The organism is Bacillus benzoevorans, from assembly GCF_014207535.1.
Classification (GTDB): domain Bacteria; phylum Bacillota; class Bacilli; order Bacillales; family Cytobacillaceae; genus Bacillus_BD; species Bacillus_BD benzoevorans.
In genome coordinates, this window is the sequence record NZ_JACHGK010000001.1 from 613,279 (window position 1) to 630,439 (window position 17,161).

16 protein-coding genes, 1 tRNA gene and 1 riboswitch are annotated in these 17,161 nt (G+C 39.6%); of the genes, 13 read left to right on the plus strand and 4 right to left on the minus strand.

What is annotated here, in order from left to right; translation table 11 throughout:
* Positions 1-10: 10 nt before the first annotated feature.
* The gene (locus tag HNR53_RS03050; protein ID WP_184522615.1) at positions 11-715 is read left to right on the plus strand and encodes a DUF421 domain-containing protein; all 705 of its coding nucleotides are present in this window, start codon (positions 11-13) and stop codon (positions 713-715) included.
* Positions 716-836: 121 nt separating this feature from the next.
* Here HNR53_RS03050 and HNR53_RS03055 read toward each other — a convergent pair whose 3' ends face one another.
* Positions 837-1,502, minus strand: a complete 666-nt coding sequence (locus tag HNR53_RS03055) for a nuclease-related domain-containing protein (protein WP_184522616.1) — start codon at positions 1,500-1,502, stop codon at positions 837-839.
* A gap of 229 nt (positions 1,503-1,731) precedes the next feature.
* Positions 1,732-3,699 carry an FUSC family protein gene (locus tag HNR53_RS03060; protein ID WP_184522618.1) on the minus strand — a complete coding sequence of 656 codons (1,968 nt, stop codon included), beginning with the start codon at positions 3,697-3,699 and terminating at the stop codon, positions 1,732-1,734.
* A gap of 182 nt (positions 3,700-3,881) precedes the next feature.
* On the opposite strand from HNR53_RS03060, the gene HNR53_RS03065 reads away from it, so the two are divergent.
* On the plus strand, positions 3,882-4,331 hold the full coding sequence (locus HNR53_RS03065) for an EVE domain-containing protein (RefSeq protein WP_184522621.1): 450 nt from the start codon (positions 3,882-3,884) through the stop codon (positions 4,329-4,331).
* 71 nt (positions 4,332-4,402) lie between these two features.
* On the opposite strand, the gene HNR53_RS03070 is transcribed toward HNR53_RS03065, so the two are convergent.
* Positions 4,403-5,857 carry an aldehyde dehydrogenase gene (locus HNR53_RS03070; RefSeq protein ID WP_184522623.1) on the minus strand — a complete coding sequence of 485 codons (1,455 nt, stop codon included), beginning with the start codon at positions 5,855-5,857 and terminating at the stop codon, positions 4,403-4,405.
* Between the two features lie 279 nt (positions 5,858-6,136).
* Between HNR53_RS03070 and HNR53_RS03075 the strand changes: the two genes are divergently transcribed.
* The 7 genes from HNR53_RS03075 (at position 6,137) to HNR53_RS03105 (ending at position 12,663) form a co-directional block, all read left to right on the plus strand.
* On the plus strand, positions 6,137-6,838 hold the full coding sequence (locus tag HNR53_RS03075; RefSeq protein ID WP_184522625.1) for a hypothetical protein: 702 nt from the start codon (positions 6,137-6,139) through the stop codon (positions 6,836-6,838).
* A gap of 78 nt (positions 6,839-6,916) precedes the next feature.
* Positions 6,917-7,162 (plus strand): YkuS family protein, encoded by a 246-nt coding sequence (locus tag HNR53_RS03080; protein ID WP_184522779.1) that lies wholly within the window; start codon positions 6,917-6,919, stop codon positions 7,160-7,162.
* 208 nt (positions 7,163-7,370) lie between these two features.
* Positions 7,371-7,474, plus strand: a riboswitch (SAM riboswitch).
* Between the two features lie 95 nt (positions 7,475-7,569).
* Positions 7,570-7,893 carry a hypothetical protein gene (locus tag HNR53_RS03085; RefSeq protein WP_184522627.1) on the plus strand — a complete coding sequence of 108 codons (324 nt, stop codon included), beginning with the start codon at positions 7,570-7,572 and terminating at the stop codon, positions 7,891-7,893.
* Between the two features lie 928 nt (positions 7,894-8,821).
* Positions 8,822-9,607 carry an ABC transporter ATP-binding protein gene (locus HNR53_RS03090; protein ID WP_184522629.1) on the plus strand — a complete coding sequence of 262 codons (786 nt, stop codon included), beginning with the start codon at positions 8,822-8,824 and terminating at the stop codon, positions 9,605-9,607.
* Between the two features lie 2 nt (positions 9,608-9,609).
* Complete coding sequence (locus HNR53_RS03095) at positions 9,610-11,268, plus strand: hypothetical protein (protein WP_184522632.1); 1,659 nt, start codon at positions 9,610-9,612, stop codon at positions 11,266-11,268.
* Between the two features lie 250 nt (positions 11,269-11,518).
* Positions 11,519-12,022 (plus strand): hypothetical protein, encoded by a 504-nt coding sequence (locus HNR53_RS03100; RefSeq protein ID WP_184522634.1) that lies wholly within the window; start codon positions 11,519-11,521, stop codon positions 12,020-12,022.
* Between the two features lie 26 nt (positions 12,023-12,048).
* Complete coding sequence (locus HNR53_RS03105; RefSeq protein WP_184522636.1) at positions 12,049-12,663, plus strand: G protein-coupled receptor family protein; 615 nt, start codon at positions 12,049-12,051, stop codon at positions 12,661-12,663.
* Positions 12,664-12,730: 67 nt separating this feature from the next.
* On the opposite strand, the gene HNR53_RS03110 is transcribed toward HNR53_RS03105, so the two are convergent.
* Positions 12,731-13,291, minus strand: a complete 561-nt coding sequence (locus HNR53_RS03110) for an SLOG family protein (RefSeq protein ID WP_184522638.1) — start codon at positions 13,289-13,291, stop codon at positions 12,731-12,733.
* Positions 13,292-13,467: 176 nt separating this feature from the next.
* Between HNR53_RS03110 and HNR53_RS03115 the strand changes: the two genes are divergently transcribed.
* From HNR53_RS03115 to HNR53_RS03130, 4 genes are all read left to right on the plus strand, one after another.
* Positions 13,468-13,541: transfer RNA gene (locus HNR53_RS03115), tRNA-Cys, on the plus strand.
* 63 nt (positions 13,542-13,604) lie between these two features.
* Positions 13,605-15,764: a xanthine dehydrogenase family protein molybdopterin-binding subunit gene (locus tag HNR53_RS03120; protein ID WP_184522641.1), complete on the plus strand. Its 2,160-nt coding sequence runs from the start codon at positions 13,605-13,607 to the stop codon at positions 15,762-15,764.
* Positions 15,761-16,234, plus strand: a complete 474-nt coding sequence (locus HNR53_RS03125; protein ID WP_184522643.1) for a (2Fe-2S)-binding protein — start codon at positions 15,761-15,763, stop codon at positions 16,232-16,234. Before HNR53_RS03120 ends, HNR53_RS03125 begins: the two co-directional genes overlap by 4 nt.
* A complete protein-coding gene (locus HNR53_RS03130; RefSeq protein ID WP_184522645.1) occupies positions 16,219-17,079 on the plus strand; it encodes an FAD binding domain-containing protein in 861 nt (286 codons plus the stop codon). Before HNR53_RS03125 ends, HNR53_RS03130 begins: the two co-directional genes overlap by 16 nt.
* Positions 17,080-17,161: the final 82 nt, after the last annotated feature.

The window sequence follows — 17,161 nt, forward strand, 5'->3', positions numbered from 1 at the left end:
TGTGATAAAAATGGATTTTGTACACGGCCAGGAACATCTTACATCGATTCAATGGGCATTTCGGGCAGTTATTGCCTACTTCTTTCTCCTCATTGCAGCGAAAATGATGGGACAGCGTGCTATTTCCCAGCTGCGGCTCATTGATTTTATCATGGCTTTGGTGTTAGGAAATATCATTGCGCATCCTTTATCAGACGCAAGATCAGCCTTAAAAGGAGCGATGATAACTACCACTGTCCTCGTTGTCTTATATCTGTTGAGTGTATGGCTTATTTTGAGAAACCAGGGGCTAAGAAGTGTTGTTCAGGGGAAGCCATTTCCGTTGATAAAAAATGACCAGATTCTGGTGAAGAATTTGGCGAAGGCGAGAATATCAATTGATTTCCTTTTATCAGAATTAAGAAAGAAGCAAATTACTGATGTTCAGCAGGTGGCCCTTGCCTTATGGGAACCAGATGGCAGCATTTCTCTTTTTTTAAAACCGCAGCATCAAACGGTAACACAAACAGATATAGCGCTGCCCGTAAAATCCTTTGATTTACCGCGGACGATTGTGAAGGAAGGGAAGCTGGATTTTCAAGCATTGCAGGAATTGGGAAAAGATGAATCCTGGGTAGAAAGCAAACTAAAAACGGAGCATAATGAAGAGGTACACAATATTTTACTGGCTACGATCGACCAAGCTGACAGCGTAAGAGTTTTTCTCTATCACTGACCACTTTTTTTATCCATTGATAAGATGAAGGGGGAGAGTGGCAGAGGGAAATCAAGAGCAATTTTCTGTAAAAAAAACTGCCGTCCTACTATGGTGGCAGTTTAACAGCAAGAAGCCTTCCTCACATGGAGGATTTCTTGTTTCGCGATTTATATTGGTTGATGTCAGTAATAAGATGATATTGGTTTCTTCTATGCTTGATGCTTTTTTCCAAATACGGTGAGGAAAGGAGATCTTTAATTGCCTTCCTCTCTTTATAGTAAACAAAGATATCCTTAGATTCATGCTGGAGTACCCAAGATAGTTTGAATCTCTTTATTACTTGTGCTTTTTTTATCGGTTTCTCTAATTTCAAATGAGAACGCTTTCCAAAAACAATGACAGAATGAACTGGAATATTATGTAACGCATCCCTTAAATAATAATGAAGTTCTTTGATGAGCTGATTATTTTGCAGGATGGGATTATAGAAATTCTCCGGATGGTCAGCAACAATCTGGGTCCAATATTTACTGTTTTCTGATCCCTTTATTACACCATTGTAATTTTTCGTTTCAATGACATAAAGTCCATTTTGATTAATGACGATATGATCGATTCGTACAGACGAGCCATTTTTTTTCGGTATGTATACATCATGCAACACAATACAATTTTCGGGCAGCTTATTTAATAATTTGGTAACGTTATTGTCTTCAAACCGTTCGGTTATTTTTTGTGGACTTCTTCTTTTTTGCCAATAGATGAATACGATGATGATACCAGATAGCAAGAACCATAACTTCATCTGAGGCCCCTCCCCTGTAAACGTTTTCCTTAATTACAGAATATCATAATTTTTAGAATATCCTTTTTGACAGATTATTTAGAATTTGACCCGCTAAAGCGTTATTTGTGGGCAGAATTATATCATATTACAAATCAAGCAGAAAAAATCATTAAAAATATATGATAAAAAAGAAGGTGATAACCAGTATCATGCTGATTATCACCAAAAATACAAACGAGCGTATTGATCAAGAAAATTCCTTTGGCAGATTTCGGAGCATCAGTGACTTTTGCAAAGTTTTGAGCTCTTGTTGGATTCCCGGCCAGCCCGGTATTTCGGGTACTGTTTTTACGGCGGGTGATATCTTTCGGTCTGCGGCATTTGCCATCGATTCGCAAGAATACAGCAATTGGGCTAGGGATTCATCGGAAAGGATTGGACGGCTTTTTTGTTCAGAGCATGAATCCAGTAAATAGGCTAAATGATCCAAGGTGAAGATGACCGCCCAATAATATTCCAGTGCTTTCCGGTTTTTCGGAATCTCACCAGCTGCGGTATCGTAAAGGGTTTTTAAGTTATTTAGGTTCGTGCGCATTTTCATTTTTTCTCTAGAGCCATCGGTCTTAAAATCTGGACCTTGATCAGAGAAAAGGACGAGCAGGAATTGTGCCTGACTGCGAATCGTTTTTGAGATTAAATGCGGGATTCTGCTGGAAGCAGAGCGCCTTCCGACGAGAAAAACCCCAATAAGGCCTATCGCGCTTCCAAGCAGGATATCAATTAATCTTGCTGAGGCGAAATAGGAAAAACTGAAACTTGCGTGACTGGTGCTTTCTGCCATCAGTAATGCGTTCGGCGTGAAAAATAATGCAGCTAAACCGTAATTTTTGACAATGAAAAGCTCGGTTATGGAGGTCAGCAGAAATACGAAAAAGGCAATCATATACCCATTAGGGTGTGTCGCAAGAATGACCCCTGCGATTAAAATCCCTAACACCGTACCAACACCTCTTTGAATGGCCCGGTGAAAGGTAGCAACAATGGTCGATCCTGCCATTACTGCTACACAGCTTAGCGGCACCCAATAGGAGCGGGCAAATTCAAATTCATAGGCAATTATCCCTGCTAAAATGGTTACTACTCCAAATCTAAGTGCCGAAATAAAAACAATCGAGTTTTTATCAAAGGCACCCATGATAATGGTCTTAAACGAGGGCTTCGAGATTTGTATAACCAGATCGATCTTCTTGTCAGGTTCATTTAAGACAGCGTCAGCATCAAATATTCTGCTAAATAATCCAAAAACGGTCTCATCCATCTCAAATGGCAGCAATATTTTCTTTGTGGGATGACTGTTTTTCTTTTTCTCATCAAGTAAATGGGCAATGTGGCGGACAAATTGTCCCGCCTCGTCTGGCAGCCTTGATTTACTTTCTGAAAAATGCTCAATTATGTATAGAAAGATTACTTTAGCGTGATCATTTATGACATACAATCGTTTAAATCTCTCTGTGCTTCTCCAAGGAATATGACCGGCAGCAAGTGTTTCTTCGCCTTCTTTCAGAATCTGTATAACCTGATTCCTTGTTTTATTAAATTTTTCTGTTCCGACTGCGTCAATCAAATGGGCCAGTTCTATATACACCCTCTTTACGACACCAGTTTCCGGTCCATGGGGTTCAAATAGATAACCGATCATGGCGATCACCCAAGACAAGGCGCCGCCTAGAAAAACCAAACCGGCACGAAGTGGTGCTGCATCAGGATCCTCCGGCATCCCTGTTGTCATCGCAAAGACTAGGACAAAAAAGATCGCTGAGGGTCCGATTATTTTTAAAGCACCAAAAATAAAGGTTGAAACGGCACCAATAATCCCAATAAGGACAGCAATCGCGAGCGGATGAGGAGCTGCCAGGGTCCCTAATGCGGTTAGTATCGTCATCGCAATGACGACGGAAAATAATTTCTTTGCTCTTTGAGCATAAGGAATATTAAAGGTATAAAGATATGTGAAGCTTCCTAATCCAGCCATCAGACCATATTCTAAATGACCAAAAAGCAACCCAATGATAATCGGGATGGATGCTGCCAGTCCTGCACAAAAAGCTTTTACCCATGGAAAAGGCTTTCGATTTACAGTCATAGCCTGCTTTAATATTGATGGGGGTTTAGTCGGAATGGATGGCACTGTTTTTACGGCTTGTTTTTCGTTCATATAATTGTAAAGTTCTCCTTTCTACACCAAAGGGACCTGTAGATGTTGGTGTAATTATAGTCCTTATTTAGCAAAAAGTGTATATAGTTAAGGTTAACTATTATATTATTTCATTGAAAGCTATCACTTAGTCAAAGTATAGACTTCTTCTTTCTATCAAATAGATTTTCAGAGGTGAAGACATGGGGAAAAGGACATTATGGTTAATGATTGCTTCAGATAAAGCCGATACGTTCCGTTGGGAGCATATTATGGACGGCAGTTCTGTCCGTTGGAATATGCGCAACGTGTATCGTAATTTCAAAAATGCGCGAAAAGGGGATATCATCCTATGCTATCGCGGCGGCAGTGTGCATAATGCTTTAGTCGGCATTGCGGTGGTAGAGGAGGAGTTTTTCGAAGAAAGCATTATCGTAAGGGGCGTTCGGGCCTTTAAAAAGGAAATCCCATATGATGACTATAAAAATACGCTTATTTATAAATCTACCCAGGCCGGAAGAATGAGAAACCGGGGCACCCTGTTTGCCGTAAATGATGAGTTTGTACAATGGGTAATCCATAGGCTGCTGGCAGACGGGGATGAAGAAAGTGCCGGCATTTTACGATTAGGGGAAGGTACCGAATGTCATTGAATGCAAAAAAGTCACAAGCAGCATCCTCTTAATTAGGAGGAGCTGCTTGTGACTTGATACGAATTTATATATTATAATTTAATACAAACGTTTGATAGTTCTGAATAGAATTCAAAGCTGTGAATTCCACCTTCACGGCCAATACCAGATGCTTTCATTCCGCCAAATGGTGTGCGTAGATCACGAAGGAACCATGTATTTACCCAAATGATTCCAGCCTCAACTTCTTTTGCCACGCGGTGAGCACGACGTAAATCGTTTGTCCAGATTGAAGCACTTAAACCATAATCAGTATCGTTCACTTGATCCAAAACATCTTCTTCTGTATCGAATGGAATAACTGTTACAACAGGTCCAAAGATTTCTTCATTCACAACGCGGCAATTACGGTCAAGCCCTGTGATAATTGTTGGTTCTAAGAAATATCCTTTTTCTAATCCTTCAGGACGTTTTCCGCCGGCAACAATTTCTCCGCCTTCTTCTTTTGCTAATTCAATGAAGCTTAGAACGCGTTCATAGTGGTCTTTACCGATTAATGCACCCACTTTTGTTGCTGGGTCAAATGGATCGCCGACAACTAATTCTTTTGTTTTTGCAACGAATTTTTCTAGGAACTCATCATATGCGGAGCGTTCTACATAGATTCTGGATCCGCAAAGACAAACTTCCCCTTGGTTAATAAAGCTTGATTTTAAAGTTGTTTCAATTACTTCATCTAAATCAGCATCAGCGAAAATGACGTTTGGATTCTTACCGCCAAGTTCGTATGAAAGTTTTTTCAATGTGTTAGCTGCAGACTTCATAATCGTTTGTCCAGTTACAGTTTCACCTGTAAAGGTAATAGCATCAACATCTTTATGTTCAGTAAGGGCTGTACCTACTAAACCACCAGAACCATTGACGATATTGACAACACCATCCGGAACGCCAGCTTCCTTACAAATTTCCCCGATGATTGTCGCAGTTGTTGGAGTTAAACTTGCAGGTTTGATGACAACTGTGTTACCAGCAGCAAGGGCTGGAGCAAGTTTCCAAGTCATTAATAATAAAGGAAGATTCCATGGGCTGATAATCCCAACAACCCCAACTGGACGACGAATGGAATAGTTGAATGCTACATCGTCTGTTTCATATGCTTCTGTTCCAACTGAACGTAGGAAATCTGCAAAGAAATGAAAGTTAAATGCTGATCTTGAAATATCAATTGCAGTGGACAACCAGATTGGTTTCCCAGTATCTAATGATTCAAGACGTGCAAGCTCATCTTTTCTTTCCAAAATAATATCGCCAATTTTACGAATAACCGCGATTCTTTGATCTAATGTGAACTTTTTCCAAGGACCTTTTAATGCTTTTTTGGCAGCTGCAACTGCTGTGTCCACTTCTTCTTGGCCACCTTGTGCAATAACGCTGATGACTTCCTCTGTTGCCGGGTTAATATTGTCTTTTACTTTTCCTGAAAGAGAAGGAACATATTCCCCGTTAATAAAATGTAAGCTGTCTACTGATTTTACTAAAGTACTCATTGATCTGCCCCCTAAATTTATTGTAAATCAATCCTATGTATTCAATTTTTTTATAAGTGTGGATTGATTATAGTGAGTTACGTTTTTCACAATGCAATCTCTGAAAATATAATATAATTAAAATGTTCAGATAAATATAGTGGAATTTCTCTATATGCAACAAGTTAAATTTTTTTGTTCAAAATTACACAAATAATTATTCTTAGCAAATTGTTCGCAATATATTTATCCGGCATGGACATAATATATTCGATTAACTTTGAAAGGATGGGATGTTTGATGTCGTTAGAATGGTTTGACCGAGTATGCGGTGATCTTCAAGAACAATTGGAGTCTATTTGTGAGGAATACGATCAAGTTGGTCAAATGAAAATAGAAAGATCCGCCAAACATCCACGAATAGAGTTTTTTGTTGAAACTGCAGATATCGTAACAGAGGAGCTGGAACGTGATTATTTTTGTACTCTTTTCTTTGACCCGGAGAACGAGGAGTTTTACATTGAATCCTTTGATGTTGACAGCGGACATCCGGCAAAAATTATTCTCACTGATATAGAGGAGATTGTTGCAGAAGTTCATGACAGCCTTCATGACTATTTCAATGATGAAGGATACGAACTGAGCGATGTAGAACATGAGACGGTGTTTGCTGATGATCACGATGAAGAATATTATGAAGGTTTGCGTATGGATGATGGGAATATATTTGAAGAAATTGATGTAGAATGGACGACCCCAGAGGTTACAGCATTCCAACATGAGGATGAAGTAGAAGTTACTTATCAATTCGGTGTCATACAGGAGAGCGGTGATGGGGTATTAAAAAGAGTAAACCGGGTATGGAGTACAGATGATGAATTGATAAAAGATGAGTCTCATTTTATTTTTAGCAAAGAAGAAGCCAGCACGATTATTGCGATGATTGCCAGCAATATGGAGCAATTAAGTGCGTTTGATGAAGGTAGTGTTCAATGGGAATGAAGGTCTGCAGCACTTAAAAAATTGAATACATATTAAAGCGGGAAATGGGAAAATTAGTTAGGGAGGAGGTGTATAATGATGCAAAGAATCGGTGTTGAGGGATCATTGACTAATATTTCTGAAGCATTACGTGCGAAAGGCTATGATGTCGTAGAATTAAATGGCGGAAGTAATGTGCAAAACTGTGATTGCTGTGTCATAACCGGTCTGGATTCGAATATTATGGGAATGCAGGATGTGCAAACCAGAGGTTCGGTGATTGAAGCAACCGGCTTATCTGCAGATGAGGTTATTAAACAAATTGAGAGTAAAACGAGACATTAAATTCGTTTTTTGAATTTATTAAATATAGTATCGGTTCTGTTGCAGTAGATCAGGAGAACCGTCTCATTCTATTTATTGGGTATCCGCTACGGATACTCTTTTTTTGTCAAATTTTGCTTCAAAAGTCCAGCTCATGGTAATAATATCTACTTCTTTATACTTCTTTACACTGCCGCCATTATTATGTTAAATTAACTATAATAAAATAAGGTTATCGAGAGTGACAAAGAGAACTGGCTCCACGACGTCACTGCAACCTGCCTTTCGAGTAAGGTGCTTCAACCAGCAAAGCATGCCTTTGAATGATAACAATGAACAGGCTCTTTGTTGCATCCTAAGCAATGAATAGTCTTTTTTTGTTCCGTTTTTTCTTTGATAACCTGAAATTTTATAAAGGGGAGATAAACATGAACATTAGCGGAGTGATTAGGGGATACATGTCTAAAAACATGGGTGTGGAAGAATTTATTGTACACGTAGCAACGTTAATGGAAAAGCAATTGAAGGAATGGGACGAAAACTATGAAGTTTATGTTATGAAACTGACAGACTATGAGTTTATTGTAAAAAATAATGATACGTATTACGGAGTAGATATTTCCGCAGATGAAATTGCTGAATTGCAAAATAAGAACCCGTTTGCCCTTGATAAAAAATTATGGATAGAATTAGAACACCAGGGACTAAATATTTTACGAGGGTATGGGGATTATCTTGATAAGGTTTTTTAATTAATTTTTTATATAAATCAGAAGCGAATGATCTAAGGCAAAGTATGGTGCTTCAGGGAACAAATAATACGATATTGACACCTCTTTTGTAACCATTACAAAGGAGGTTTTTTAATGAATAGGCATAATATAAAGTACAGGGAACAAATGAGTGGTATTTAATTAACAGAATATTCACAGGTTAAGCGGTTACAAAAGGAAAAGGGTGTTATACTAAGAGTGTAGAAAAGATATAAAAAGCCATTTAAAGCTTAACACTTTTGGAGGCTCAACCATATAGTGTTCGTTCCGGTAAGTGGAAGTGAACGAAAAGCTATATCTCTTCAAAATCAAGTGAGGATGAAGAGGGGCTAAAACAATTGAATACAAGGGAGGTATTCAAACGGAATAGAGTAATCGAATAAGCTAATCAGTTTGAAGATAATCATAATAGAAATTGAAGCTTCGTTCGAAGTAGAAGTGGCAATATCAATTATGGCGAACCGAATGGCATGAAAAGCGCAGAAGAAAGCTCTAGGCCAAAAATCAAGTTACTAATAAATGTGAGACAAACGTTTCACAAAAGGTAAAATGATTGGAATCCCTGTTACCCTTGACCTGTAAAAAATCGTTAAATTGGTAAGTAATATGAAATGCGGGACAAACACAAGTTGGCAGTATAGCCCTAGTAGTGAAAAAGAGTTTCACTACATGAAAAATTGTTCGCATACAGCCAATATCGATGGTTGGGTCTCCAAAAGTGTTAAATGAAAATCCTCTAAAAATAGAGGATTTTTTTTTGTAATGGAAAGAATAGAGTAAAGGAAATTGTACGTGTATAAGCTTTGTCTGTAAGTTTTTAAATAATTATGAAAAATGATCAGTGTTTCTGATTTTGCAGTAAAATAATGTTAAAGTAGTATAATAATGTAATAGATGGGGTGGGGAGATGGACGTGAATGAAATGATATTGACGATTGAGGATTTACGAAAGGATTATGGTTCCAAAAGTGTTCTGAACGGGATTTCTTTCCAGGTTAAGAGAGGCGAAATAATCGGTTATATCGGTGCTAATGGTGCGGGAAAGAGCACCACTGTAAAAATCCTCCTCGGGATTGAAGGAGACTATACGGGTAAGATAACCTTCTTTGGCCGCGATATTTCCGATGGGGATGTTGATTACAAAAGAAAAATCGGCTATGTTCCAGAGGTTGCTGAAGTGTATGACAACTTAACCGGCCAGGAGTATTTAACCTTTATCGGTGAATTGTACGGTCTGACGTATGAGCGTGCTGATTATAAAGCAAAAAGCTTGATGGAGCTCTTTGGAGTCGGCGAAGTCTATCATTCCCGGATTGCTTCGTATTCAAAAGGGATGAGGCAGAAGCTTTTGATTATTTCCAGTTTGTTACATAATCCTGAATTGCTGTTCTTTGATGAACCCATTAATGGATTGGATGCCAATAGCGTGCTGATTTTTAAAGAAATCTTAGCCTCATTGGCAGGACATGGAAAAACGGTATTCTACTCCTCCCATATCATGGACGTTGTCGAAAAAATCAGCAGCCGGATCATTTTGCTAAAGGACGGAAAAATTGCCGCAGATGGAACGTTCGAGGAATTAAAACACCATAATCAAGAAGGGACATTGGAACAGATTTTTAATCAATTAACCGGCTTCAGTAATCACAAAGAGCTGAGTGAAAGATTTGTTTCCATTGTAGAAGAGGTGTAGCGATGAGGGACTTTCCAACATTGAAGCTGTTAGATCGATTCGAAAAAATATTCCAGCACTTTGGTGTAGATTACAAGGTAATGAGAAGGATATTGCAGGTTAAGCTCCTAATGGATAGGCGCCGTGTTCCAACGATTTTTATGCAGAATGCCAACAAAAAGAAGGGATACGAAAAGAAGGATCGGAACCATTATCTCCATTCATTATGGATCTATGTCTTTTTCAGCCTTTTCATGATTCCCTTTATCATAATGGGAGAAAGCTATATATTTCAAATGAGCCTTGTTTACGGCTTGGTCACTTTTATGGTTATGACATCGATGATTTCGGATTTCTCATCTGTATTGCTCGACATCCGTGATCGGAATATTCTCTTTACAAAGCCCATTGATAGAAAAACGATTAATGCCGCTAAAATGTTCCATATTTTATGTTATTTATCGCTGCTGACGCTGGCTATTTCCGGTATTCCTTTGCTCGTCGGTCTGCTTAGACATGGCATTGTCTTCTTTCTTGTTTCTGTTGTAAACATTATCTTGCTTGATTTATTTATTGTTGTATTGACAGCTCTTTTTTATATGTTTATCTTAAAATTTTTTGATGGCGAGAAATTAAAGGACATTATCAACTATGTTCAAATTGGTTTCTCACTTGCGATTATGATTGGCTATCAATTTCTTACCCGCTCATTTGAGCTCGTTGATTTAACCATGTCGCTGGAACCAGCTTGGTGGCAGTTATTTATTTTTCCCATGTGGTATGGAGCGATCGTGGAATTGGCGGTAAATGGCAGTTTCAATTCCTTCTATCTGTTATTAGCAGCCCTCGGAATCATGGTCCCGCTTCTGTCTTTTTGGCTTTACATACGTTCTGTACCATCCTTTGAGAAAAATCTGCAAAAACTTTCCTACCATGGGAAAGCTAGTGAGAAGAAACGCACAAAATTTAGTGAACATTTGATAAAAGTGATTTGTCCTGCGGATGAGGAAAGAGTATTTTACCGCTTTGCCGGGATCATGCTCCGTAATGAACGGGATTTCAAGCTTAAGGTTTATCCCTCTTTAGGGTTTTCTATCGTCATGCCGTTTATCTTTCTCTTAAACATTAATGGAATAAATGGTGAGGGAATGGCTGATCTTTCAAGCAGCAAGTCATATTTAAATATGTATTTCAGCTTGATTATTGTTCCGCAGGTTGTCATGATGCTGCGGTATTCAGGCAAATATAAAGGCGCTTGGATTTATAAGGCAGCCCCGATAAATGAACTAAAGTCTATTTTCAGCGGTACGATGAAGGCTTTTCTCGTCAAGCTCTATCTGCCAGTCTATCTGTTACTCAGCATGGTCTTCATCTACTTGTTTGGGATGCGAATCCTTCCAGATGTCATCCTTATGTTCATCAATGCCTGTCTGTTTGCAGTGGTTTGTTTCTTGCTGTTAAAAAAATCAATTCCTTTTTCAGAGTCATTCGATACATACAGTCAAGGAAACGGCGGAATTTTATTAGGACTTATCTTGTTTGTAGGAGTTTTTGCCGGCTTGCACTACCTTAGCACGCTTTTTGTATTCGGTGTCTATATATATTTGCTTTTGGCAGCTGCCGTGCTATTCCTTTTATGGAAACATGCCTTTCGTTTATCATGGAGAAATGTGGGCGGATAAAAGAAAACCCATATCCTAACAAAATAATTCTATGATCTCTATTTCTATCCATAGACAGTTCTTTTCTTCACATCAGCCCATAATGGCTCAGATGAAGCGAAAGGCTGTTTTTTTATTTGTGTGAAAATAGTAATTAATCCTTATATTCCCAGTCCATCAACTTATCTATAATTATACTTGTGTATAAAACAAATGCAGATGAAGTAAGAGTTTCACATTTCCATTTCCAAGAACGGGAAGCCATTTTTATTTGCAGCAAAATACAGGGGAGGAAACTAAGCTGGAAAGCAGAACAAAGAAATACTATTCCAATCGAGTAAAGACGGGGATACTGGCGATTATCTGTTTTGGATCAATTTATCTCATTTATTCGAAATTACTTTCAAATCCAACTGGGCTGGCGCCAACAGGTATTGTCTTCGTATGGGCACTGATGGTGATTTCGTTGGTAATGGGGGTAATTAGCCTGGTTAAAACGCTTGATCCAAGACCAATTGTCGAGATTATGCCGGAAGGGATGCTAATTCGAACCTTTCTTTTCTTTGAAGATATAGTCATGTGGGATGAAGTGGCGGGTGTCAAGCAGGAAAAATATACGAACCAAGTCGTCAATGTTCATGGATATGCCAGAGTGACTACCTATTTTTTAAGAATATATCGTCCGAATCAACGTCCGCTCGCTATCAATCTATCCTTATTAAATACGCGGGGGAATGATTTGCAGAACACAATCCAATTACATATGCACGAATAAGAGTTCTTGTTTTAGGGGAGTAAGATATGACTGATGAAAAAATACTGAGAAAACATAATCAATTGGTATTAAAAATAGAAAGGATAAAAAATAATAGTTCTTCTAAGACTGAGAAAATCATTACTTTTCTTATGACAGTTCTAGTCTATTGCTGGATTCTTTATTACTTTTCGACAGTTGATATAAATCCATTAACGATTATCGGTTTTATTGCTGTTTTCTTTCTTCTATGGCTGCTGATGTATATAGCATCTGTTTTTATTTACGGGATAACGATGGCGCTGAAAAAGCAGGAAAAATTGGAGCATAAATTAGATAATTATAAAAAGTTAATTAGCCAACGAGTTGCGCCTCATAATGTTTATTATCAATTTGCTATTTCATTTCCGGTTATTAAGGAAAACGATCGTTACTATGATGAAGACAATGGGAATGTCTTTTTCCTAGCAGCAGATGAGGGGAAACCGGAACGGATTGTGCTGCAGGATACAAATATAACCATTAAACCAGCACCATCCATTGACGATCCTGCCGAGTACCGCATTTATGCGAAAATTGTTCAATCCGGGATATTCCAGGATGTTGTGATCGGTACTTATCGGGAATTAATTGTTCCAAGTCAAAAGAAAATCGGTTTTTAAGCGAGCGGGGACGGGGTGATGCTTGATCTCGCTGTCACGGAATGAAGCATATCTTCCGTCCTTTTTTTTACCAATCCCAATGTTTCAGCTGTTCCTCTTCGACGATATCTTGTATATCATAGGCACTGATCGTAATTACTTCATAGCCATCCTCTTCATAACGCTTCATGGCCTTTTCTTTAATGTATTTTGGACTGCCTTCTTTTCCATCTTCATCGTAAAATAAAAGAATGCCGTCTGTATTATCGAGAAGGAATTGATCCCGCGCACGGAACTGCCATGGTCCTTCATAAGGACGTTTCGTAACGGTGCTGACGAAATCGGCCTGTTCCAGGATCAGCAAATATTCTTCCTGCTTTTCTTCCTTCCAATTTTTCTCCTGGTCCAGAAAAGGGGTAATAACCGCTAATTTTAACTCAGGATACTCTTCCTGTAATTGAAATACAACTTCCGCTGCCCACAGCTCCGTGCCCTGCTGGCCCGAAATAATGACCCATTCTAATGCTTCGTTTTCGATTTGATAGCGCAGCCTTTTCTCAATCGCTTTTTTGACAAAACCAATTCCAGGGTCTTTGCTGTTGAAAAATAATTCATGCATTTTATACCCGGTTACCCATAATCGTTTCATGCGTCATGTACACCTTCGATTCAATTTTTAATGTTCAAACCTATTTTACAGGAAAAAGCGGTAATGAAACAAAAGCCTAGAGAATATTTCCCCTTCTAATGAATAATTTTAAGTAAACAAGTTTTAAATAGGCATCGCCTTGAATAGAATGAAATTACACTTCGTTTATTATCTATGGCGGCATAGCCAAGCGGTAAGGCACAGGTCTGCAAAACCTTCATCACCGGTTCGAATCCGGTTGCCGCCTCCAAGTTTTTTTTATTTTTGTACATATTTTTCTATCTCTTAGAAAGAGCCGAAGGGTGTTGTTGCCATGAATCCCAAAGACATAAGCATCTCCGTGCCCAAAAAGGACCACAAAGGAAAAGTATCGGGGCAGCTGCCCTATATCAGTGATATAAAAGCAGCGAATATGGTTTATGGTGTTTTGGTTCGCTCGCCCATTGCTTATGGGAAAATCATTTCCATTCAATTGCCTAACCTGCCTGATGGATATGAAGCCGTTGGTGCCGAACACATTCCCGGTCCGAATTATGTCAAAATAATCAAAGAAGATCAGCCCATTTTTGCCAATGAGTGGGTCAATTATATTGGTGAGCCGATTCTCATGTTTGTTGGCGAAGAGCTGGAAGTTCTGTACAGTTTGTTAAAAGAAGTAGATATAGAATTTGAAGAACATCAGGCTATTTATACATTGGACGAGGCGATCGCACAAAAATCTGCCGCATCCTATTTGGCCAGCTATGAATTCGGCGAAAGCTTAGCGAGCATTTCAGCTATTGAGGGGAAAGCAGATCAAATTATCGAAGAAGAATATGATACGGGTTATCAAGAGCATGTCTACCTTGAACCGCAAGGGATGCTCGCGATTTATAAGGATGATGAAATCATCGTCCAGGGATCGATGCAATGTCTTTATTATATAAAAAATGCATTGTTAAGCGCGTTAGCCTGCAGCAATGACGAAGTCAGAGTGGTTCAAAGCACAACTGGCGGAGGATTCGGCGGCAAAGAAGATTATCCTTCCATGATGGCTTGTCATGTAGCTGTTGCTGCAAAAACAGTCAAAAAATCAGTGATGCTCGTGTTCGACCGTTCTGAGGATATGCTGGTCACGACGAAAAGGCATCCAGCCAAACTTAAATATCGAACGGCGCTTGATAAGGAAGGAACTATATTGAGCATGTGTGTGGAAATCTATCTCGATGGCGGAGCGAATACGGGATTAAGCGCTGTCGTGCTGCAGCGCGCTTTAATAAACAGTGCCGGCGTTTATAAAATTCCCCATTTTCATGCGAAAGGCTATGTGTTAAAAACGAATACCGTTCCGAATGGTGCCTTTAGAGGCTTTGGTGCTCCACAAAGCTTTGCCGGTATCGAAAGTCATATGGGACATTTGAGTAAACTGGCAAAAATCGACCATCTCGAATATAAACGAAAATACCTCGTCAAACAAGGAGACCCCACGATCACTAAAGGTGAATTCCGCGATCCAATATTAATGGAAGAAATGATTCAAGATCTGCTTTTTACATCAAATTACCAAAAGAAAAAAGCAGACTTTCAACGCTTTAATCAACAAAATCAGCGTTACAAAAAAGGCATCGGTGCTTCATTGTTTCTCCATGGCTGCGGCTTCACAGGCAGCGGCGAAAGAGATCATATTAAAGCAACGGTGAAGCTGGTTAAATCAAAGGACGACGGGGTAGCGCTTAAAATCTCAAATTCTGATATGGGACAAGGCATTTTGACAACATTGTGTAAAATCGTCGCCAAAGAATTGGAGCTCCCGTACGAAGAAATTTCATATCCTGATCCCGATACAAAAGAGGTTCCCGATTCCGGTCCTACTGTAGCTTCCCGAACAACAATGATTGTCGGTAAATTACTTGAACGTGCGGCAAAAAAACTGAAGGCTCAGTGGCAGCCAGGAGTGGAACAGGAGATAGTGGAACACTATGTTCACCGTGAAATGATCCCCTGGGATGAGAAAACCTTCACAGGAGATGCTTATCCGGCTTATTCCTGGGGTGCCAATATCGTTGAAGTAGAAGTAGATACGTTAACGGGAAATGTAAAGTTAGAAAAAGTATCCGGCAATTTTGAAGTGGGAAAGGTCATCGATGAACGGATTTTGAAAGGTCAAATTGATGGCGGTCTGGCTCAAGGATTAGCTTACGGTTATCTGGAAAAGATGACATCAAAACGAGGCTCGATCCAACAAAAAAGCATATCAGATTATGGACCGCCGACCTCATTGGACGTTGTTGCAATCGAAAGCAAGGTCTTTGAGAACCCCTATGATGATGGTCCATATGGGGCGAAGGGTGCCGGTGAATTAACTTTAATCGGCGGCGCGCCGGCGGTTCAAGCGGCAATCGAGGATGCATTGCAAACTTCTTTTCAACAAATTCCGATTACCCCTGAAGTCATTATGAATCGTCTTTGGATGGAAGCAGGTGAAGAAGAATGATTGGATTTAAACTAAATGGAAGAAATGTAGAAACAGACGCCCCTCCAACTGCAAGATTACTAGATATATTAAGAAGTGAATTTGCTTTAATCGGAACAAAGGAGGGCTGTGGGGAAGGGGAGTGCGGGGCCTGCAGTGTTTTTGTCGAAAACCATTTGCAAAACAGCTGCCTGATTCCAATTGGCTCGATTGCTGGTGCCGAAATTCAAACGATAGAAGGGATCTTAGAAACAGAACAATTTAAGATTTTGGATGAGTGCTATTCTCTTGCCGGAGGAGTGCAATGCGGCTATTGCATTCCGGGAATGATCATGGCAAGTATAGCTTTATTAACAAAAAATCCTCATCCTTCAGAGGTTGAAATTCGTGAAGGCATTTCCGGAAATCTATGCCGCTGTACGGGCTATAATATGATTGTTGATGCTGTGAAACATGCAGCTAAATGTGACGGCGTATGGCAGAGAAAATAACCGCGTATCGCTTCGATTGTTTAGCCGACACTTTGAGCCAAATGAATAGAGAGACCTGTACCATTTTCGCCGGCGGCACCGACATCATGGTCCTTCATAAACATAGAAGGGGAGTACCTCCCAAAATCCCGATGCCGATGGTTTTTATAGATCATCTTTCTGAATTAAAACAAGTGTATCAAAATAACGACGATCTCCACATCGGGGCCTGCTGTACCTATAGTGAATTACTTGAAAATCCGCTCATTCCTTTCGCCTTAAAGCAGGCAATGAAAACCATTGCAGCCCCGGCCATTAGAAACCGGGGAACATTAGGCGGCAATATTTGCAACGCCTCTCCAGCCGGTGACACGCTTCCTTTATTATATGTTTACAATGCCAAGCTGCTGCTGCGCTCCGTAAATGGTGAGCGTCTGGTGGAAATTCGTGATTTTGTTCAAGGTCCAAGAAGAGTTCAACGCTTGCACAATGAACTATTAACGGAGATTATTCTGCCGTCCGTATGGAAGGAAGATGCATATGTTATTTTTGAAAAAGTAGGCAACCGCCATGCAGATGCCATTGCCAAAGTTTCGTTTGCTGGTTTCATCCGGATTCGCAAGGATCGAATCGATGACATTCGATTGGCATTTGGTGCCGTTGGACCGACTATCCTTCGTTCCGTGGATATGGAGAAAAAACTGCTTGGCAAAATGATCCCATTAGCTGATTCAGACATCGCTGCGATTGTTGCCGACTTTGCAAAAATGATTAGACCCATCGACGACCAGCGTTCCACAGCTGTTTACAGAAAAACGGTGGCGTTAAATCTTCTCCGCTATTTTCTGAGCCTGAAGTCATCTTAAGCGAAACAGTGAAACAAATAAGGAGATAAACGGAGCAGGTGAATTAGCCTTTTGGCAACATTAAAATTTATCATCCGCCGAT

Excerpts from the sequence above, each read along its gene's own strand:
- HNR53_RS03050 (WP_184522615.1), top strand. The coding sequence starts at position 11 with ATGGATTTTGTACACGGCCAGGAACATCTTACATCGATTCAATGGGCA.
- HNR53_RS03055 (WP_184522616.1), bottom strand. The coding sequence starts at position 1,502 with ATGAAGTTATGGTTCTTGCTATCTGGTATCATCATCGTATTCATCTAT.
- HNR53_RS03060 (WP_184522618.1), bottom strand. The coding sequence starts at position 3,699 with ATGAACGAAAAACAAGCCGTAAAAACAGTGCCATCCATTCCGACTAAA.
- HNR53_RS03065 (WP_184522621.1), top strand. The coding sequence starts at position 3,882 with ATGGGGAAAAGGACATTATGGTTAATGATTGCTTCAGATAAAGCCGAT.
- HNR53_RS03070 (WP_184522623.1), bottom strand. The coding sequence starts at position 5,857 with ATGAGTACTTTAGTAAAATCAGTAGACAGCTTACATTTTATTAACGGG.
- HNR53_RS03075 (WP_184522625.1), top strand. The coding sequence starts at position 6,137 with ATGTCGTTAGAATGGTTTGACCGAGTATGCGGTGATCTTCAAGAACAA.
- HNR53_RS03080 (WP_184522779.1), top strand. The coding sequence starts at position 6,917 with ATGCAAAGAATCGGTGTTGAGGGATCATTGACTAATATTTCTGAAGCA.
- HNR53_RS03085 (WP_184522627.1), top strand. The coding sequence starts at position 7,570 with ATGAACATTAGCGGAGTGATTAGGGGATACATGTCTAAAAACATGGGT.
- HNR53_RS03090 (WP_184522629.1), top strand. The coding sequence starts at position 8,822 with ATGGACGTGAATGAAATGATATTGACGATTGAGGATTTACGAAAGGAT.
- HNR53_RS03095 (WP_184522632.1), top strand. The coding sequence starts at position 9,610 with ATGAGGGACTTTCCAACATTGAAGCTGTTAGATCGATTCGAAAAAATA.
- HNR53_RS03105 (WP_184522636.1), top strand. The coding sequence starts at position 12,049 with ATGACTGATGAAAAAATACTGAGAAAACATAATCAATTGGTATTAAAA.
- HNR53_RS03110 (WP_184522638.1), bottom strand. The coding sequence starts at position 13,291 with ATGAAACGATTATGGGTAACCGGGTATAAAATGCATGAATTATTTTTC.
- HNR53_RS03120 (WP_184522641.1), top strand. The coding sequence starts at position 13,605 with ATGAATCCCAAAGACATAAGCATCTCCGTGCCCAAAAAGGACCACAAA.
- HNR53_RS03125 (WP_184522643.1), top strand. The coding sequence starts at position 15,761 with ATGATTGGATTTAAACTAAATGGAAGAAATGTAGAAACAGACGCCCCT.
- HNR53_RS03130 (WP_184522645.1), top strand. The coding sequence starts at position 16,219 with ATGGCAGAGAAAATAACCGCGTATCGCTTCGATTGTTTAGCCGACACT.